We start from the raw sequence: 19,188 nt of genomic DNA on the forward strand, positions 1-19,188 counted from the left end.
ATGCCATGCTCGCAGATTTGCTTATAAAAATGCTGAGAAGTTGAGGTTCTAAGGTGCATGCACTAAGGTTAGCAGTAGCAGGAATGAACCTAAAATTCTTGACCAAACTCTAAAGCCCAAGCAAATAGATAGATTGCGATCGCACAACACTCTCTAGCTCGCTACACCTCCACATCCAGACGATAGCCTATGCCACGAATGGTGCGAAGCCTGATCTTCCGATCGGGGGTGAGGGCTTTACGCAGTGACGATATGGCTGTGTAGAGGCTTGAGGTAGAGCTGATGGACGAGTTTTCTCCCCAAATCTTATTTATCAACTGTTCTGAGGTCACTTCTTTTCCTATATTATCTAGGAGCATCCTAAGGATAGTGATAGACTGGAGGCGATCTAATACGCTTTTAGCCAATAACTGCATTGACCATGTAAATGAGTGTAGAGCAATATAGTTGTCCTAAGATTATCAATTCAGACCACGGAGTGCAGTACACGAGCATGAAATGGGTAGAGCTATTAGAAGAGTAAGGAATAAAGATAAGTATGGATGGTAAAGGTCGTTACAAAGAAAATATTTGGATTGAACGCTTTTGGAGAAGCATAAAGCAAGAGCATATCTTTCTTAACCAAGTTGATACATTCTCCTAACACGTCTGGGAATATAGAAGTGGATTAAGTTTTACATCTTTGAAAGTCCTCACCAAAGTATCACCATTAACTGCCAGTCATGGTGTATGGAATAGTAGTAGCTGCATAAGAATAAATAATATCAATGTAAGAGAAAGAAAAATGAGTATGTTTGTAACAATGAAAGAAAAAACACTAACCAGTTGTCTAAAAATGGGGAGTACTATAATATCTCGTCTTAGCCAAATTCATCAAGAAAGTTTGAGACCGTTGTATCAAATAGGTAGATAATTACCCAATATTGAGCATTGAGCTTCCCTTTTTTTGCGGTATTTTAACATATTAGTTTAGGTCTATGGCTATTTCAGAATTAAAAATTAAAGATGTTGCATCTTACTCAAAAGAAGGAGTAACGATTGATGAAATCAAGAAATTGAACTTTTTTCTTGGCTTTAATGGTACAGGTAAATCTACGATTGCTCGTTATATTTACAATCTCTCATTGCCTAAAGAAGAACAGTCAGAAAAATTTTCTAGTTGCCTGCAAGTAGGATTTAATCCAAATGATGAAGTTATTTTTGTCTATGATGAGGAGTTTAAAAAGCGAAACTTTATTGATAAGGACACTTTAAATGGAGTGTTTTCTCTTAATGAGAAAAACGATTCAGTTGAAAGCGAGATAAAAAAACATGAAGAGTTTATAAAGAAGAGGGAGAATCAAAGACAGGGGGTAGAATTTAGACTAGAAAGAATTAGAAAAGGGATGGCTGATGAGAAGGATATTATTGTTAAACTTTGTTTTCAGCAGAGAGACAAACTTAAAGGGTTCATAAAGATGAACTTAAAATACGGAGGAAGCAAAGATCGGCACTACAAAGAACTTGTTAGTTTAAAAAATATGCCGTCTAATATATTGGACTTCGAATCTCTGCAAAATGATTATCAGCGATTATTTGAAAAACAAATAACTAAGATTGAACATAAAGTAAGTAAAGAAAAGTTAAAGGAGTTTGAAGCTTATGAGCAAAAACTTAATAAACTTCTAGGCTTAGTTATTGTAAGTGGTACTGATATTGAATTGTCTATATTAATAAACAAGTTAGGGATTGCTAGCTGGGTAAATAAAGGACGTGAATTCTTAGAGAAATCTGAAAATATATGTCCATTTTGCCAACAAGAGCTCGAGGAAAAAGAAGAATTTATTAGAAAACTAAACCTTGTTTTTGATTCAAATTATACTGAAGCGATTAATAACATCAAGGAATTAGAAAATAAATACCTTACATGTTATTCAGATATAAAGAAAATATTGGAGCAGATGACTTCAATTGATTTCCTAGCAATTGAGGTGAGAGATGTAGTCTCTAAGTTAGAAGGAATAGTTAATGGAAATATTGAATTAATAAGGGAGAAATTGTTTAGCCCTAATAAAAAAATAGTCCTTAGTTCTGCACAAGAATGTTTTGATTCAATTGAAAAGATAAATGAGAAGATTGAGAAAAACGATCAGGATGTGGAAAATTTAACTCTTTTACAGAACGAATTTACCGACAAATGCTGGAACTATATGTATAACGAGGTTAAAGACAATATTGATAAGTATGAAATAAAAGAAAAAAAAGCGGAAAGGATTGAATCGTTTTGCAAATTACGAGTAAAAGAGATAAGTGAGGATATTGAAGAATCAAGACGAGAAATCAACATGTTAAGAACACAGACTATTAACACTAAAACAGCCGTTGAAAATATAAACTCGATTCTGAAAGGTACTGGGTTTACAAGTTTTATGATTGAAGAGTTTAAAGAGAGTGATGAGGAGATTTCAAGCATCTCAAGATATCGTTTAAAAAGAGAAAATTCAGAAGGTAATCCTTATAGAACTATGAGTGAAGGAGAAAAAAGTTTGATTTCTTTTTTATATTTTCACCAGCTATGTATTGGAACGGATGATGTAGAAGCAGGAACCAGGAAAAAAATAATTGTAATTGACGATCCAATTTCAAGCTTGGATAGTAGGTCTTTATTTATTGTGTCTTCAATAGTCCATAGTCTAATTTTGAAGGCTGATAGTAACAAGAACGACTTCAAAAACTCCTCTATAGCACAAGTATTTATTTTAACTCACAATCTATATTTTTACAAGGAAGTGTCTTTTGTACGTAGACCAATGTGTAAAGATTGTACACATTTTCAATTATTTCGAATAAATGGCTGTGAAACAACAATCGAAAAGTCTACTGAGCCTTTTCCTTCAGATGACTATATTCTCATGTGGAATACAATAAAAAAATTTGCTGCTGAAACGGGAATTGATGAAGCTAGAAACATTATGCTAAGTAACACTATGAGGAGAATCATAGATAGTTACGTAAACTTCACAGGGATTTCTAAAGGAAAAGGGAATCCAACTTGGAGTTCAATTTACTCACTTCAAATAAATGATCCTAAATATGTAGTAGCAACAACATTTATTTCGCAGATTAATGACGAAAGTCATAGCGTTCTACCATCAGATAGTATGTATTACAGTAATGTTATAAGACAAGATACAAGTGTTTTAATGGAGTCTTTTGAGTTGATTTTTAAAGAGATTGGTGAGGAACACTTTGAAATGATGATGAGTTAATTCTATAAATATCTTTAATACAAAAAAAGAAAATTCGTCATTCATTTAGGTATAAGTAGAGCGATCCAAACTCTTAGATCACTTTGTTATTACTGATTTAGTTTTTCTTGAACTTTCTTTTGTTTGAGAGAGGTTACTGATGGCAATACACGAGCTCTGCTTGATGTTGGATTACGTTTTCAATTTGTGACCAAACTCTAACGCCCAAGTGAATAGATAGATTGCGATCGCACAACACTCTCTAGCTCGTTACACTTCCACATCCAGACGATACCCTATGCCACGAATGGTGCGAAGCCTGATCTTCCGATCGGGGGTGAGGGCTTTACGCAGTGACGATATGGCTGTGTAGAGGCTTGAGGTAGAGCTGATGGACGAGTATTCTCCCCAAATCTTATTTATCAACTGTTCTGAGGTCACTTCTTTTCCTATATTATCTAGGAGCATCCTAAGGATAGTGGTGGGGATTGGGCTTATCGACATCGCTTCACCATTAGGGTAAAAAATTAATCCCCTTGAGAATGAGACCTTAAGTGTGGAAAGGGCTGTGAGGTCATCGTATGAGTATTCAGGTGCCCGATAACGCTCTTCCCTCCTTTTATTGAGGTGCAGATTGATGTATGCTTCGAGGAGGTTTGCTGTCAGGGGCTTTCCCACAAAAGCTTGAGCTCCAGCACGAATACCTAGTTCTCTTGTTTTTGCATCTGTACTTGAGGAGATCAAAATCACAGGAAGGGCAGGATAGAGCTTCACTACTTCACGACACAAATCTATACCACTCTGTCCGATTCCAAGGTCAATATCCATAAAGACAAGATCAGGACGAAACTCATCTAGTACACGAGATAATCCTACACCATTGGTCATATACATTATTTCGTAACCCAGGTCCTTCAGTTGTGCACTGATCTCAGCACCAAAGTACAGAGTGTCATCTATTAGTAATATTTTTGTCTTCTTCATTCTCTTATTGGTATCTCAATGGTAAATCTGCTACCCTCATCTGTCTTTTCATATAAGAGACATCCACCTAGAGCATTCATAATGCGTATCGCCGTAACGAGTCCTACACCATGCCCTTTCATCGCTCCGTGTGTAAGAGGTACATTAGTCCTCTCGGTAAAGCAGATTGACTTTTGGTGGATTGGTAGCCCTTCGCCATTATCTGATACAGTGATAATGAGTTTATCTTTTTGCTCAGCAGCATTAATCACGACTTTAGGACTTTCTCCCGAGTAACGAACCGCGTTGTCCATCAATATTCTTAGCAGCATAGTCGTATGCTCTAGTGGCAAGCAATAGCTCTTGTCCGCATTTATTTGAACGACAAAAGAAGGCGAAATAGTGCTGTAAGTACAGATAAGTTCATCCTCTATCCGCTCAATGATATCTATCAGGTAGGTTTCCTCAAAATCACTATCCTCACAAGAGGTTAGTTTGGGAATTGTCAGTAACTCATCTACTTTAGTCACCAGTCGATCCACCTGTAAGTTGCCCTCATTGATTTGAGTCGCCATCTCTAAGTCAGTCTCCGCCATAGTGATTTGGATACGCTCTAGTAGAGCTTTGGTGTAGGTGAGGGGTGTTTTGAGGTCATGTACCAATCCAAAGAAATAGAGTTCATTTACTTTTTGGTATTGCTGCTCACGCCTTATCTGTCGAATTAACTTTTCGAAGCTGATACCGATAATCAATGTGATGATCAAAACAATAAAGAGAAGCAAGATCAGTCCTTTTTGTTCCGCCATTAAATTAGTGCTTCCCCACATCTTGATGAGATGGCTATCGCTATCAATGACGATGGGTCTCTCACAACTAAAGCTATAGCTACCTATACCTTTGGATTCTAACTTTCTGGTCAATAATTGCTTGTCAGTAGCAGTTCCTTCTATTGAAATAGTAAGCTGACTAATATCCTTAGCTTCAGCCTGAGTCAATAATGAGTCTGTAAAGGATGTTAGAAAATTAGGATTATCTTTTATGGCAGAAGTTATCATGAGAAACTCAAGTCCCTCACTAAGATTGGTATCGAGAGTTGCCGCAACAAAATCGAGGGGTATGGAATCTTCTTCCAAAGGCTTTATTTTAAAGCTCGGATTAGTCGGGTCAGACATTTCGGAAATAAATTGTTCTTGTCCATACTTTTTAAGGGTACCAATGAGCAGATGATCCATCTTTTCCTGAATGCTCTTTTGGGTCGTATTATATTCCTTGACCAGCCTATATCCTTCAAATACAATAAGAGAGAGCATAGCAAAGCAGACAAGAAATATATTATGTTGTATCGTTCTTTTAGAAGACATGCTTTAGTAATAATTTCACAATTCTTACAAATTTAGCCAAACTATTTTATATCCAACCTACTGAATCTTAAGAAAAATATTTGACTGAAAAACGTTTAGATTCAGTAGGTTGTATTTCAACCTCTTTCCCTATATTTGCCATATCAGCAATTATTAACTTATATAAAAACACATGAAAGAGAAATTAACAAAATTGGAGATCTCTACACTAATTGGTGGTAATGGGAATATAAGAGGTGAGAAGAAAGTGAAGATTATTATCATCAATGGTAAGAAATATGTCATTACGCCAACGGGGCAGATGATCCCTCTAGAATTATATTAAGACTTCTGATTAATAGTAATAGAATGGTTGAGCCATCAATGATATGGGGTAAAAGAATAATAAAAAATTATCACTGATGAAGTTTTAGATAAGAAAATCCGATATTCTAAGTGTGTTTTTTTAATGACTATATGATGTATTTTGGAAAAATAAAATTGTTGTTAACGATATTACTTATTAGAATAGCAAGTAATCTTGTGGCACAAAGTCCTAGTCATTCTACCATCTCGGGTAATCTTTCCCTTGAGGATGGGGAGATTGTTGTTGGTGCTAATGTAGCGGCATTATCTCCTACAGATAGTACTATTATTACTTATTCAATATCTAATATAGACGGAATCTATCCAAACTAATTATAGCTCTAGATGGGTTTATAAGATTTAAATATTCTGGCAATAATATACAATATAAATCTACTGACAGTAAGTCGCAAATTTAATGATAACATTGAAACATTACAATGTAAAAGAAATGTCGATAGTTGGGTGCGTTAGTCCTTTTTTTTATAATTAAATTTTTTTTACTATGAAAGAATTAAACTCTTTTGAATTAAGTAACCTTTTAGGAGGTTCTACGTCTTCTATTAATTGTGTTTCACGTCTCCAAGGTGAGGCAAATACACATAAAAATAGTGGTAACAAAGAATTTGAAGATGCATATTGGGATGATTGGATGGACCGCTGGGACGAATGTATAGAATCCCTGTAAACTTATTAACTTCAAATTAACTGAACTTTAGGGTCGTTGTGTGTCTAATGTCATACAGCGCCCCTGTAAAAAAGCAAGTGGTTATGAAAAAGGCTTTCATTGTTTTAAGTTGCCTATTATATTTGAATGGGTATAGTCAAATTGTAAAAAAATACGAACCTGGGATTCTTGAAGTTAGCTATAATAAGCACGTCGTAAAAGATACACTTCAACCAGATCAAAGTTATATAGATACTGAAATGATATTACGACTTGGTAATACTACTTCAATGTGGGTTTCTCCTCTAAAACTATGGGCAGACTCTTTAAGAGTCAATAATTTTAATCTTCATGAACAGCTTTATTATGAGCAAAATCCGTTTGGATCAACAGAATATAAACCATTAGGTGGATTTGAAAGAGAATATGTGTTCAAAAATATGCCAAAAGGGAAAATAACTGTTTATCAGGGATTTGATTTAGGTAGTTGGATTTATTCCGAAGAGATTGAGCCTCAAAGTTGGAATTACATTGATTCAACATCAGTCATTTTAGGATATGAATGCCAGCTTGCTGAATGTTACTTCAGAGGGAGACAATGGTTTGCTTGGTACGCAATGGATATACCTCTTTCTGACGGTCCATGGAAATTAAGTGGATTACCTGGATTAATACTAGATGCTTATGATAATAAGCGACATTATCAATTTACAGCAAAAGGCATGGTAACAAATGGACTGGGAGATGTTGGAATATTTATATATAATCGAGTTGATCCTAAAAGAATAACGAGGGAGCAGTATCTTAAAAAACGCTATGACTATATTACTTCTAATGCTAATTTAGGAGATAAGATGAGAGCTAGTGGTGCTTTTGGTCTTGAACCTACTAAAGCAAATAACGATGAGCGTACAAAATGTAACTATGATTTCGAAGAAACAAATTATCTTCACTAAAGTTATGATGACTGAGGTTGCATTAAAATACATACGGATTTTCAAATCTAACATCAATGCGGATGATTTTTTGCTATGCTTAAATTCTTCGCCTTTTTATCCAACATTACTGTCCTTATACAATACATTTAAAATATTTGGGTTTAAATGTAAATTAGCCAAAACGGACATTAATAGCCTAGTTGATTTAAAAGGCTACATTCTTATTCGTGCAAATATTAACAATCATTGGGAAATGCTGCTTGTTAAAATAAGTGAAAACAAAGCACATAAAATATATAATCCTAAAATAAAGAAGTATCAATCAATTACTATTGCAGAATTGCAAAAGGTTTGGGATGGGGTCGTTTTGTATACAGATCTAAGTTCAAATTTTTTACAATTAATATGTCAAAATTTACGGCAGTACAGCTCGCTTATTTTTATTGCCATCGTATTAATTTTTCTGTTTTTTTTTAAACGATCTTTTGCAATTTCTATTTTAGCACTGAATATTATCGGATTGCTTTTAGCTCATTTCCTACTCAATCCAAATACACTTGCTTTTTCATCGTTTTGTAAACGTGGTTCTTATATTGATTGTGAAAAGGTCGCAAAATCTTCATATTCAAATGTTCTAGGGTTGCCTCTTTCCATTTATGCTTCAGCATACTTTTCTTCATTTTTATCATTAATTGTCATATCTATCCTGATATTACCAAGACAATCACTATCACTGTCATTTACAGCTATGGGGCAAATCAGTGCTCTAATATCCCCTATAGTACTAATTTATTCTATTGTTTCCCAAGTAAGGATTAAAAAGGTTTGTATATACTGCATGTTGGTACTTCTTATTCTCATTATTAATGTAATATTATTTCTTCCTTTCTTGAAATATACTTTCTCAACGTATGCCTTTTTAATGTTATTTAGTATTTTATTTCTAGTTTTCATTTATCTTTGGTTTAAAGTACAAAGTTTTATGTTAGTAAAACAAAAAATGATATACAATCAACTAGAAAACTTAACTATAAAAAGAAGTGAGCAATATCTAAAAATAAACCTAAATAAAAGATTTGATCAAAATGATTTCTTACATGGTTTGAAAATTCATAGTGTGACCAAAGAAAAAATTAGAGTTGGTTTGTGGGTTTCTACTAAATGTGACCATTGTTTAAAAGCCATGCAAGAGTTGGAAAAGCTATCATTTATTATTCCAGACTATTTTTCATTAATTATATTTCCCTTGGAGATCAATAAGAATGACATAAATTATAATGAATTTATAGATACAATTATAAGAATGTGGATTAATATAAACAGTGAAGAAATTACACAAAAAGAGGTTGAGAATAGAATTTTCAGAATAAGCAAAGATCAACTAAGATCCATTTATGACAAATACCAGATTAATGAATTACCTACAATGCAAATTGAGGACTATTTTTTACCTGCTCAGTATAGACCAGAAGAGTTGAAGTATCTCTTATTAGATTGGAGTAATTATTTTTTTAATTAGAATCAAACAAGACTATAGACCATGAAAAGATTAATAAAAAATATTGTTATTCTTTTTTGCCTTTTTTTCTCCATCAATTCTCAAGCGGGAATTTATGGAAAAGTTCTAGATAAAGTAAGTAAGGAGCCACTACAAGGCTGTATTGTAGTGGCAAAAGACATTAATGGCAAAGTGATAAATCATACTATTACTGATGAAGAGGGGCTTTTTAATCTTGATAATCGATCGGAAGAAGCATCAACCGTGACGGTCTCAATGATGACCTATGCTAATCAAGTAGTCTTGCTAGAGGGGGCCTCTTTTCCCCTTACTATATTCATGGAAGAGCAGCCTTTTGTTCTGAACGAAGTCTCAATTAAGGCCGAACCGATACGAGCACAAGGAGATACCATTGCTTATCTGGTCTCAAGTTTTGCACAAACAAATGATCAGACAATTGGTGAGGTGTTAAAGCGGATGCCAGGGATACAGGTTGAGAACTCAGGTAAAATAAAATATCAAGGTGTAGATATCAATAAATTTTATATAGAGGGGCAAGACCTCCTCGGTGACAAATATGGAGTGGCAACGAAAGGAATTGCATATGATGATATTGGTGCTGTAGAAGTTATGGAGAGGCATCAGCCTATGCAGGTCCTGCAAGGATTTAGCATATCTGATCAAGCAGCCATTAATCTCAAACTCAAAGAGAATAAAAAGTCGGCTTGGCTGGTACATGGTTCTATTGGTGGTGGATACGCTCAAAGCCCTAAAAGCGGTCTTTGGAATGGAGATTTATTTGTCCTTACTGCTATGCCAAAATCACAAACATTGCTCTCCCTAAAGTCCAATAATAATGGATACGATCTATCAGAAGAGCAGACAGAATTTAATGCACTGCCTAGAGGTACGGAAATAGAGAATTATTTTGGACTTACGCTCTTATCACCTCCATCGCTCAAACCAGAGCGAACGACTTTCAACACCTCTACCATGGCTTCTATTAATGAACTATTGAAAATAAACAGTCGTACGGACCTCAAAGTGCAAATAGATTATCTTAATAATCGTCTCGTAAGTAAAAGTCGGACCATAACCAGATATTTCTTAGAAGGGGACGATAAGGAAATAATAGAGGTGAGGGATGATCATGCTAAAGAAAATATGCTTCGTGCCAATGTGACCATAGAGGCTAATCAGCCCACCTATTATTTGCAAAATAATACGAAGGCTCAATTTGATTGGGATAAAATAGAGCTACAGACTGCGGGGACATTCAATAATAACCAAAGTGCTAGGCTTCCCAATTATTATGCGAATAATAGCCTTAAAGTGATTAAGCGATTTGGCGATCGTCATTTGGTGACATTCAGTAGTATTAATGAATGGGAGTCTAGACCTAGTATGCTGACAATTAATCAGGGGAGTGAGACTTATGGACAAAGAATCGATAATCAAGCTTTTTTTACTGATGAACGAGCTATTTATAACTTTCATATTGGTCAATTTATGATTGGTCTGGATGCTGGCTTTCAGGGGTTATTTAGGAGCCTATCTGGTAAGCAGATGGATTCAGATGATAATCAGCCATATAATAAAACCAATCTCTATACTCTTCAAGCATCACCTAAAGTGGAATGGCGTTATAAAAGAATACAGCTGGGGCTTAGTTTGCCTGTTAGTTATCGCCATTATGATTTTAGAAGTTTAATGGAGGATAAGGATTTACTAACCTATGCTCCAATATTGTTCTTGAATTGGCAACCAAGCTCTAGCCTAAGAATGAATATAAGAGGGGGATCAGGCTCGTCTCCTCTTTCGCTAAGTAATATTTATCAGGGTGTTGTGATGACTAATTATCGCTCATTTAGCTATGGGTATGAGGAATTATTGATGACAAAGAGGCAACAGGTCTCTGCTAGACTATCTTACAGAAATCCATCTAAAGGTCTATTTTCTAATTTAATGGTGATGCATCATTGGATTAATAATCCATACAGGATGGAACAAAAATTTGAGGGCAATTACCTCTATCACTCTTACGAGCGAGGAGACTCAAGAAGTAGAATATTTAATTCTATAGGCAGTGTCAATAAGTCGCTGGATTTTATGAGAGGAGGTATTGGTATCAATGCTATGTACACTCGTAGTACTCGCGATATTATCTCTCAGCATAGAGTAGTGCCATTTGATCTCAATCTAATTACTTTTGGATCCATGCTGAATGGCAATGTCAGTAGAAGGTTCTTTTTCTTATACGAATTTGAGTTAACACGCTCATGGCTGAATATCCCTAGAAGGGAAACATCTACTCTGAATAATCAAACACATTCGCTTAAATTGGTTTATACACCTATAAATCCGCTATCTCTAGAACTAAAAGGGGAGTATTATCACAATGAGATCTCTAAAGATATGGTTAAAGACCTCACAATGCTAGATGCTAATATTACATTCAGGGTGAATAAGAATATTGAGCTGAAGGCTTCGGTCACTAATATTCTTAATATTGACGAATATGCATATACCAATTATGGACTACTCAGTGCTTACTCCTTTAATCGTCAATTAAGAGGTCGAGAGGTCCTGCTTACATTAAGAGTTAAGTAGCTGATAGTCGTCGTTGCTGAATGGACTAATATTTTGTATCTGAAAATACAGTGAAATGTTGCATTCGTCAAATGATGCATCAATAGTGGATGATCGTGCTTAAGTCTTGTGCTTAAGCACGATCATTACTAATCCAGCCTATAGTATATCAGATCTGGTGCGTGAGAACTAATATTGTGAATATGTTGGGAACTCAAATCTGAGACACCCTTTTTGGTATATGATTTTTACAATTCTGAACTCTAGTATTCAACGGGTTCACACCAAACTATTGAATCTAAAGAAAAATAGGTGACTGAAAAACGTTTAGATTCAGTAGGTTATGAATCAATTTCTTTCCCTACATTTGCCACGTACGAGAGTATTAACTTATATATGACCTATGAGAGAGAAATCAGCAACGTAGTTTGTAATCGCATACCGTTCAAATAAACACGGGTCGTAGTCATTTGAATATTAATAACCTGCAGTGTTAGAACGGGTTAGTTTTTTGAAACTTCTGTTCGAAATGACTGATTTTTCTTAGTATAACTGATTACTTTTGTTTTGTACTGAATGGCTAACTTTTTAATTGAAAGAAACTATGAAAGATCCACTTAGCTCTTGTTTCTGGTGACATGACTTGAAGGAATAAAAGCCCAAGCCGTATATCGTTATTATTTATGATTGTGTCACTTGTCACGTTTTCTAAATGGATAAAAGGAGCCGTACAGCAATACCTGTCGAAATTAATGAGTTACATGGAGGCAAGAAATTGAAAAAAATATTTTATTTGAAATTCTTAGCTCCATTTTTTATTCTAAATAACTATGAAACGAATTAGATTATTTTATATAACCGTCGAAACGAAACGGCTCTCGAAGACAAAACGAAATGGCTTTTTTCTTTATTGATTGGATGGGTGGTAGGAAAAACGAAACGGCTCATTTGATTGTGACGCACACGTACATTTATAATATTATTCGCTCTCTGGTGGTGGTCGAGTGGAGAACGAACTAAGAAGTATAAACGGAGTTATTCGTTAGTACTAACGGATTTATCCACAAGTACTAACGAATTCACTGGACGATATTAACGGATTTAGCGAACTATATACGCGGATTAGTGTATATTTGTAAAAGAATCAATTAATTATAAAAACTAAAATAATATGAAAAAGGTATTAGTGATGATGCTGGCAGTAGTGGCATTGCTTACAGCGTGTAACGGGGACAAAAAGCCGAAGGTGCTCAAGGATGGTGCTTTCGTTTATGTTAACATTAAAAATGATGGTATGAGGGTAATTGAGGATAATACAATCCCCACCGTGGAGGGGGATCAGTTCAAGCGTTTGACGCCGAAGGAGGTCGTGGAGAAGGCACTAATGTTTTATTTTTACGCTCCAGATATGGGGCGTGAAACTAACATTGGAGTCGGCGATGAACAAAGAGATATCGCTAACGCCAGGATAAAGATGTGGGGAGAAATGATCATCTCAGAGGATGGCTCTCTTAACGAGGGATTCCTCGACTGGCGAGATGTGCGTATCCTTATCCCAATCGTAGAGGGTGACGTAGGGGCGTACATCCCTAACGCAGTGATGAAGGAAGCAAGCGAGGGAATTCGCAAGGCTTACAAGGCGGGGGATTACGATGAAGTGTATAGGCTCTTCAAGGAGGCCTTTACTGCCATCCCTATCACCAAAGCGGAGTGGGAGGCATTAAAAGCGGAGGGAAAGCAATAAGATAACTTTCCAACAGAGAAAAGGAGAGGGAGGAGTGACTATACTGGTCGCTCCTCCCTCTTTCTCTTAGTCAGCTTGGTAGGCTACGTAGGATAGCCCATTTCGTGTTTTATTGTCTCCATTGGTGATTATGCCCACCGTAAAGCTATATGCCGAGACACTATAGACTCGTGTCGTAAGAGACCATCCGTCATTGTTTCCTGTCTCTCCTGAGACCTGCACGACCGGCACGTATCGGCTGTGTGGGATGGAGTGGTAGACAGTGTAGAGCTTACTATTATAAGAATAGACTGTACTACCATAGCTCTGCCCTGACCTATTCTTATACTTACCGAAGCTTTTTTGCTCTCGTCCATTCTCGTCAAACATGGCACCAGCGAGGACGGCACCGCTGCCTCTCCACTCGTCAGCTTCTATTGCATTTGCTTTTATAACACCTTGCACGAGGACATCCCCCACTATTTTCACCACCCAGTTGCTTAAGTAGTTGAATAGTATCTGCCTTTGTCGTCCAAAGAAAAACGCTACACGGTCTTTCGCTAGTGCCACAAAGGGTTTTGAGAGGTCGTAAGGGACGAACTCTTTACCCGCATTTGTATATGCTCGATAAGAACTTCCTCCGTCGCTTGCAGAGCCATTCACCACAAGATAAACCCTCCATTTGTACCCTTTTACCATTACATTTGCTGGAATGCGCATATATACTTTCTTCGTCTGGGTCTGCACATCTTGGATATCCTCGAGGGGTAAGATTTCCGTGTATGAGACAGAGCATCCCTTGGCGTGTGCACTTGCTGTCACTTTCGTGCTTGTGTCGCTCCAGACGACGACTCCAGATTTATTGTACACTTTGACTTCCACATGAGCAGTGCTATTCGCCCAGGCAGGCAGATAGTTAATTATTCTGTCTCCTCGGTCACTTCCTAGCTCATAAGCAGAACGGGCTGACATAATCGATAGTCCTCCGGAGTTAAGATCTTCCCGAGTTGCGACTGCCTCAGCTGTCGCTGTCAATTCAATCTCATGCCTTATCTCTCTGTTGCTTTCGATACTCTCATCTTCTTTCACAATAAGGAACTCGCCACTCTTGTTTTCAGCTCGTACAGACGGCATCGGGAACTCTTTAATCACTGTACTCTGATCGTTCATGTAGCTTTCGCTGGGGGCAGTTCCACCAAACTTCAGATACTCGTGATTTTCACCCGATGACTGGTCGACAAACTTCACCACATCCTCTTTGTCAGCGTTCAGGTACATGTCTCCGAATCGAGCTGAGCCGTCGTGGTTGATTACCACGCGGGAGGTGTGGTTCTCTTGCTTATAGTTCTTAATCCCAGCTTCGAACGCTACACCGCCGCCATGGGAGTAGCCAGAGATGGCGGTAGTGATCTCGTCATCTTTGTTGCTCATGAGGATGGATTTCGTGAGCAGAAGACCGCCAGCTATGGTGGTCTCGCCGTGCTGGAGGGCGTCGGTGAGGTAGCGGATGTCATCGAACTTGCTCGCATCAAGTTTGCCCTCCTTCAGTTGCTTAGTGATGGTCTCGATCGATGAGATGAGGGTGTTGGCATTGGAAAGTCCAGCGTTGATCTCTTGTACCTCCGCTTTGAGATTGCTCCATTCGCCCCACGCACTATCATCAGCACCACCGACACGATACAACTCCTGACCGCTGTTAAGAGTCGCTTTCTGCGTCACTCGACCGCCACTTTTATCACCCCAATTGACTGTCGTCTCAAGCGTGCAATACGAGCCATCCCTCCAGACCTTCGGAATTTCAATAACACCTTGAAACTTAAACTCCTTGACGGTTGTGAGTCGGTAATTCTCACGATACCAGTTTGGCAGTTGGTTATCATTTCTAGTGTCCTTGACGTCTAGACCGTCGCCTTTCGGACCAGTCGGACCTCGGTCCCCTTTTTTACCCTTAATGAGCGTCCACTTGTAATCTGATGGAGTAGTGCTGTCCGCCTTCACAAAGTCGGTGTAAGTGCCGATATAGGTCTTGCCTGCTGACACAGTTGTACTAAAACCCTTCTTTCCGTCTGCTGATGTGGCGTAGGCGATATGCAGGTAAGGGGTGCGACCATCTGCACCCGCCTTGCCTGGGGTACCGTTGCGCCCATCTGCACCCTTAATCAGTGACCACTTATACTTCTTGTGGTCGCTGCTATCCTCTTGCACAAAGTCCACATACATACCAATATAAGCCTTTCCAGTAGGAGACTGAGAGAAGCCACCACCCGATGCGTTATTGGCATAAGCGATGTGGGTATATTGAGTTTTCCCATCCTTACCGTCACGACCAGGGAGTCCGTCCTTGCCGTCTTTCCCTTGTAATCCTTGTAAGCCGTCTTTTCCATCCTTACCGTCACGACCATCGCGGCCTTTAATGAGCGTCCATTTGTATTGAGTTGGATCGGTGCTGTCTGCCTGGTTATAGTCGGTGTACTGCCCGATATATGACTTACCTTGGCTATCGCTCACGCTAAACCCTTGCCGACCATCCGAACTATTAGCATAAGCGATGTGCAGGTAAGGGGTTCGGCCGTCTTTTCCTGCCTTACCAGCGATGCCGTCACGCCCATCTGCCCCCTTGATGAGCGACCACTTATACTTCTTTGGGTCACTCGAGTCTGTGGCGACGAAGTCCACATACATACCAATATAAGCCTTTCCAGTAGGAGACTGAGAGAAGCCACCACCCGATGCGTTATTGGCATAAGCGATGTGGGTATATTGAGTTTTCCCATCCTTACCGTCACGACCAGGGAGTCCGTCCTTGCCGTCTTTCCCTTGTAATCCTTGTAAGCCGTCTTTTCCATCCTTACCGTCTGCACCTTGCGCTGGTTCTCCCGTGTCCACATATTGCGTGCCATCCCAGCGCCACCAGGTGCCATTCTTGATGATAGGGTGATGCGTGTCCACCTCATCGATGTAGTCGATGAGGTTCGTCTCCTCTTGAGTATCGGGGCGACGGAAGTGGATCGCATCGGAGTAGATCTCGCCTGTCTCGAGGTTGATGGTCATAGCACCGTTTGTGCTCGAGATGGTATTTAGGACCATTTGACCTGGAGTGAAAAGGCTGTAACCGTATAGCTTATTGTACGCTCTATCGCCATCCACAATGCTGGATAAAGTACCAATAAGGAGATGATAGCTTAGAGAATCACTCTCCATTTCTATAGGTTTTTCGGATAATAAATAATTACCAGTTTGCCCATTTCTATCTACCTTCGCATAAATGTAGTAGCTGGCGAAATCATCAGTAAGTGCTGGTGAGATGTACTCAGGGATTGACCAGTAGCGGTAATCGGTAGCTGGTCGATTAGCAGTCATATCGGTAATGCCGATGGTCTGATGTCTAATGATGCCCTTACTGATGATTACTCGCTTGGTGCTGGGGTCATAATTCACAGAAAAAGGGGCAGCCTCAAGCGAATTAATCGCTTGGACAAATCCAAACTGTGTCGCCTGGCTACCTATAAGAATTGCCATGGTCTCCACGACGCTCGGTTTTATCCTCGCCGTAAAGCCCTCCAGCCCTTCAATAGCCTTTTCGACCATCCCGATGAACTCCAGCGCCTGCTGGTAGTCCTGTCGCTGCGAGCGTTGCTGTGCCCTCCGCTCTCGCTCGGCTATCACCTTGTCTGCTTCGAGCTTGGAGAGGGCGTTACTCACACTGAGTGCAGCTGGTGCATTGGAGAGGGTGAGCTGTGGAGCGTAGGGCTTGTCGAGGAGTGTGCGGACACCCGTCACTCGGATGACAGATCCCTCGGGGTGATACTGCGGGTCGCTAAAAAGTAAATGCCCACCTGGCTGCATATACCCACCGATGCGTAGCCACTCCTTCTTCGCCCAGATGGGATCTACCTCCCCAGAAAAGATATAGGGAGGATTAATGACCGTATCGAAGTATCGTACTGCCTCCTCGAAGAGCCTTTGAGAAGCGTTCGAGAGGTATTCGGCAGGGAGGGTGATATTGAAGATGGCGTACTTATCACCTTCCTTGGGGACAAAGTTGCCCCCAGGCATCATAAATCCATCCTGCTCCTCGCTCACGAGCTTAAACTTTCGCTCGGAGTGGATATAGCCACTGAGTTTGCCTTTCGTTTGCACAAGAGCAAACTCCCGCCCTGTGAGTGCTCCCGTCTGAAAGACCACCACCGCTTTTTCGCCTTTGATACGGTAGTCGTTAAAATTCAAGCTCTCAGGGATAGAGGTGTCGGTAAAATCGTATCCATCTGCCTCCTCAATGACCTCAGACACTGTACCCTCCCGCATCGGATATACGGCGGATCCATCGTAGCTATCCTCCGCAGTGCCGATTGCCTGATCACAGGTGATGTACATGCCATGCGCATCCGTATGATATGTACGACCATTGTACTGTAGCGTTGCAGATTTAGGTAGGAGGAGTGTTTGAGCTCCGTAGGTTGAGTAGTCGATATTACGTGTGCCACCCTCGACATAGAGTTTGCCGATCGCCGACTTTTTACCGTCATTGTGTCGCCCAGTGCCAGGGCGGAACCCCTTACCATTGCCATAGCTCATCGGTAGAGGGTTATCCTCCATGATGCTTACCTTGCCGAGCGATACCGTCTTATTGTCGACGCTAAACTCAGTATTAAACACCTCCGCCACTCTAGAGATGGCCCCGAGGCAGTACTCATGACTAAAGGCGAGTGTCTGTTCGGTCGCCTCGATCACATTGCCAACACTCCACCCACCGCCGTAGTGCTCATTGAGCGAGTCCACGATACAGCGGACGAAGTCAATCGGTTTAGCTGTGATGGCAAACTTCACTCGGTAAGGTATGCCACCCGAGATATCCTTGATGAGACAGGAGGAGAGGAGCTCCTCCTCACCGTGAAAAAGCAGGGTGTAATCAAACTCCTTGCTGTGTTGCTTTTTGATGCTCGCTGGGTAGAGCAATGTATAGCGACGTGCCTCATACTCCACATAAGAGTTAAGAGGGATATCAATAGGTTTATCAGATTTAACCACCAACTGGAGGGTGCTGCCACCCATGATCGAGCGATCGCAGTAGCTCCCCTCGAGGTTGGCCACATCAATAATCTTAGTTCCTTGTGCGTTGTATATAGTTATCATATCAATTGTAGATTAAGCGTAAATGAGATAACTGGTTGCTGGCTCACCTGCTTAGGTGTCGAGCATGAGAGGTAGCGAGCCTTAAGAGTTGTGCCCATGTCCGTAGATAGAGATAACTCCCCTTGCAGAGCATCCCAGAGAGCTGCACGATTAGCCCACAGCACCGACCAAGATGATGCGAACATCGTACACATTAGTTGTGCCTCTCTCATATCTCGCACGAGCGTCAATGCCTTAAAATCATCAGGTGTATAGAGCGCATGTGTCTCGTTGATGACCATTCCAAATTGAGATAGTGAGACACCTCCAATTTTGTATCTTGATCTAAAAACTACAGGCTCCACATCTGACGTTATCTGAGTCTTAGGCAAGTCGTCCAGCTCATAGCGATAGGCTATTTCCATGATATGATCACCCTTGGCCAGCACCTTGCAGTTGTCCGCATTAGCCTTGCGGAGGGTAAAGGTACGACCCCATCCGTGGGGCATTAGCTTAATCCTCTCTGCCTTGTGGTATTGCTCGAGTGCCGAGCGAGCGGCGAGCGAAGTAACCACGTAACGCACCATCACCTCGGGGTGCTGGATCTGGACGGTGGTAAAGTCCACTTGTAAGCCATCCACCTCCTGCCAGTCATTGACCTCCGCATCGGAGAGGTTCGGGAGCGTAAAGAGTTCCTCCGCTCCATGTCGAGCAAGGTAGATGCCTTGAGCATTGACGTCTATGTTGTTGATCAGTGTCGCCATC

General features: G+C 39.9%; 13 protein-coding genes. 8 read left to right on the forward strand and 5 right to left on the reverse strand.

Annotated features, from left to right (window positions below):
• Positions 1-161 precede the first annotated feature (161 nt).
• Positions 162-407, reverse strand: a complete 246-nt coding sequence (locus tag QYZ87_03570; protein ID MDN4753609.1) for a helix-turn-helix domain-containing protein — start codon at positions 405-407, stop codon at positions 162-164.
• Positions 408-977: 570 nt separating this feature from the next.
• Between QYZ87_03570 and QYZ87_03575 the strand changes: the two genes are divergently transcribed.
• The gene (locus QYZ87_03575) at positions 978-3,248 is read left to right on the forward strand and encodes an AAA family ATPase (protein MDN4753610.1); all 2,271 of its coding nucleotides are present in this window, start codon (positions 978-980) and stop codon (positions 3,246-3,248) included.
• 249 nt (positions 3,249-3,497) lie between these two features.
• Here the strand turns inward: QYZ87_03575 and QYZ87_03580 are convergent, their stop codons facing one another.
• Both QYZ87_03580 and QYZ87_03585 read right to left on the reverse strand, forming a co-directional pair.
• A complete protein-coding gene (locus QYZ87_03580; GenBank protein ID MDN4753611.1) occupies positions 3,498-4,211 on the reverse strand; it encodes a response regulator transcription factor in 714 nt (237 codons plus the stop codon).
• A complete protein-coding gene (locus tag QYZ87_03585) occupies positions 4,208-5,551 on the reverse strand; it encodes a HAMP domain-containing sensor histidine kinase (protein MDN4753612.1) in 1,344 nt (447 codons plus the stop codon). The genes QYZ87_03580 and QYZ87_03585 overlap by 4 nt, the downstream gene beginning before the upstream one ends.
• Positions 5,552-5,723: 172 nt before the next feature.
• Between QYZ87_03585 and QYZ87_03590 the strand changes: the two genes are divergently transcribed.
• The 7 genes from QYZ87_03590 to QYZ87_03620 all read left to right on the forward strand — a co-directional run bounded on the left by QYZ87_03590 (position 5,724) and on the right by QYZ87_03620 (position 13,332).
• Positions 5,724-5,876 carry a hypothetical protein gene (locus QYZ87_03590; protein ID MDN4753613.1) on the forward strand — a complete coding sequence of 51 codons (153 nt, stop codon included), beginning with the start codon at positions 5,724-5,726 and terminating at the stop codon, positions 5,874-5,876.
• A 197-nt stretch (positions 5,877-6,073) separates the two neighbouring features.
• Complete coding sequence (locus tag QYZ87_03595; GenBank protein ID MDN4753614.1) at positions 6,074-6,229, forward strand: hypothetical protein; 156 nt, start codon at positions 6,074-6,076, stop codon at positions 6,227-6,229.
• A 172-nt stretch (positions 6,230-6,401) separates the two neighbouring features.
• Complete coding sequence (locus tag QYZ87_03600) at positions 6,402-6,584, forward strand: hypothetical protein (protein ID MDN4753615.1); 183 nt, start codon at positions 6,402-6,404, stop codon at positions 6,582-6,584.
• Between the two features lie 83 nt (positions 6,585-6,667).
• The gene (locus QYZ87_03605) at positions 6,668-7,519 is read left to right on the forward strand and encodes a GLPGLI family protein (GenBank protein MDN4753616.1); all 852 of its coding nucleotides are present in this window, start codon (positions 6,668-6,670) and stop codon (positions 7,517-7,519) included.
• Between the two features lie 4 nt (positions 7,520-7,523).
• The gene (locus QYZ87_03610) at positions 7,524-9,020 is read left to right on the forward strand and encodes a vitamin K epoxide reductase family protein (GenBank protein ID MDN4753617.1); all 1,497 of its coding nucleotides are present in this window, start codon (positions 7,524-7,526) and stop codon (positions 9,018-9,020) included.
• 21 nt (positions 9,021-9,041) lie between these two features.
• Positions 9,042-11,609, forward strand: coding sequence for a carboxypeptidase-like regulatory domain-containing protein (locus QYZ87_03615; GenBank protein ID MDN4753618.1), 2,568 nt, complete (start codon positions 9,042-9,044; stop codon positions 11,607-11,609).
• Positions 11,610-12,759: 1,150 nt separating this feature from the next.
• A complete protein-coding gene (locus QYZ87_03620) occupies positions 12,760-13,332 on the forward strand; it encodes a hypothetical protein (GenBank protein MDN4753619.1) in 573 nt (190 codons plus the stop codon).
• A 66-nt stretch (positions 13,333-13,398) separates the two neighbouring features.
• Here QYZ87_03620 and QYZ87_03625 read toward each other — a convergent pair whose 3' ends face one another.
• Complete coding sequence (locus tag QYZ87_03625) at positions 13,399-18,444, reverse strand: hypothetical protein (protein ID MDN4753620.1); 5,046 nt, start codon at positions 18,442-18,444, stop codon at positions 13,399-13,401.
• Positions 18,441-19,187: a hypothetical protein gene (locus tag QYZ87_03630; protein ID MDN4753621.1), complete on the reverse strand. Its 747-nt coding sequence runs from the start codon at positions 19,185-19,187 to the stop codon at positions 18,441-18,443. Before QYZ87_03630 ends, QYZ87_03625 begins: the two co-directional genes overlap by 4 nt.
• Position 19,188 lies beyond the last annotated feature (1 nt).

The sequence above is a fragment of the Porphyromonadaceae bacterium W3.11 genome (assembly GCA_030434245.1).
GTDB lineage: Bacteria > Bacteroidota > Bacteroidia > Bacteroidales > Porphyromonadaceae > Porphyromonas_A.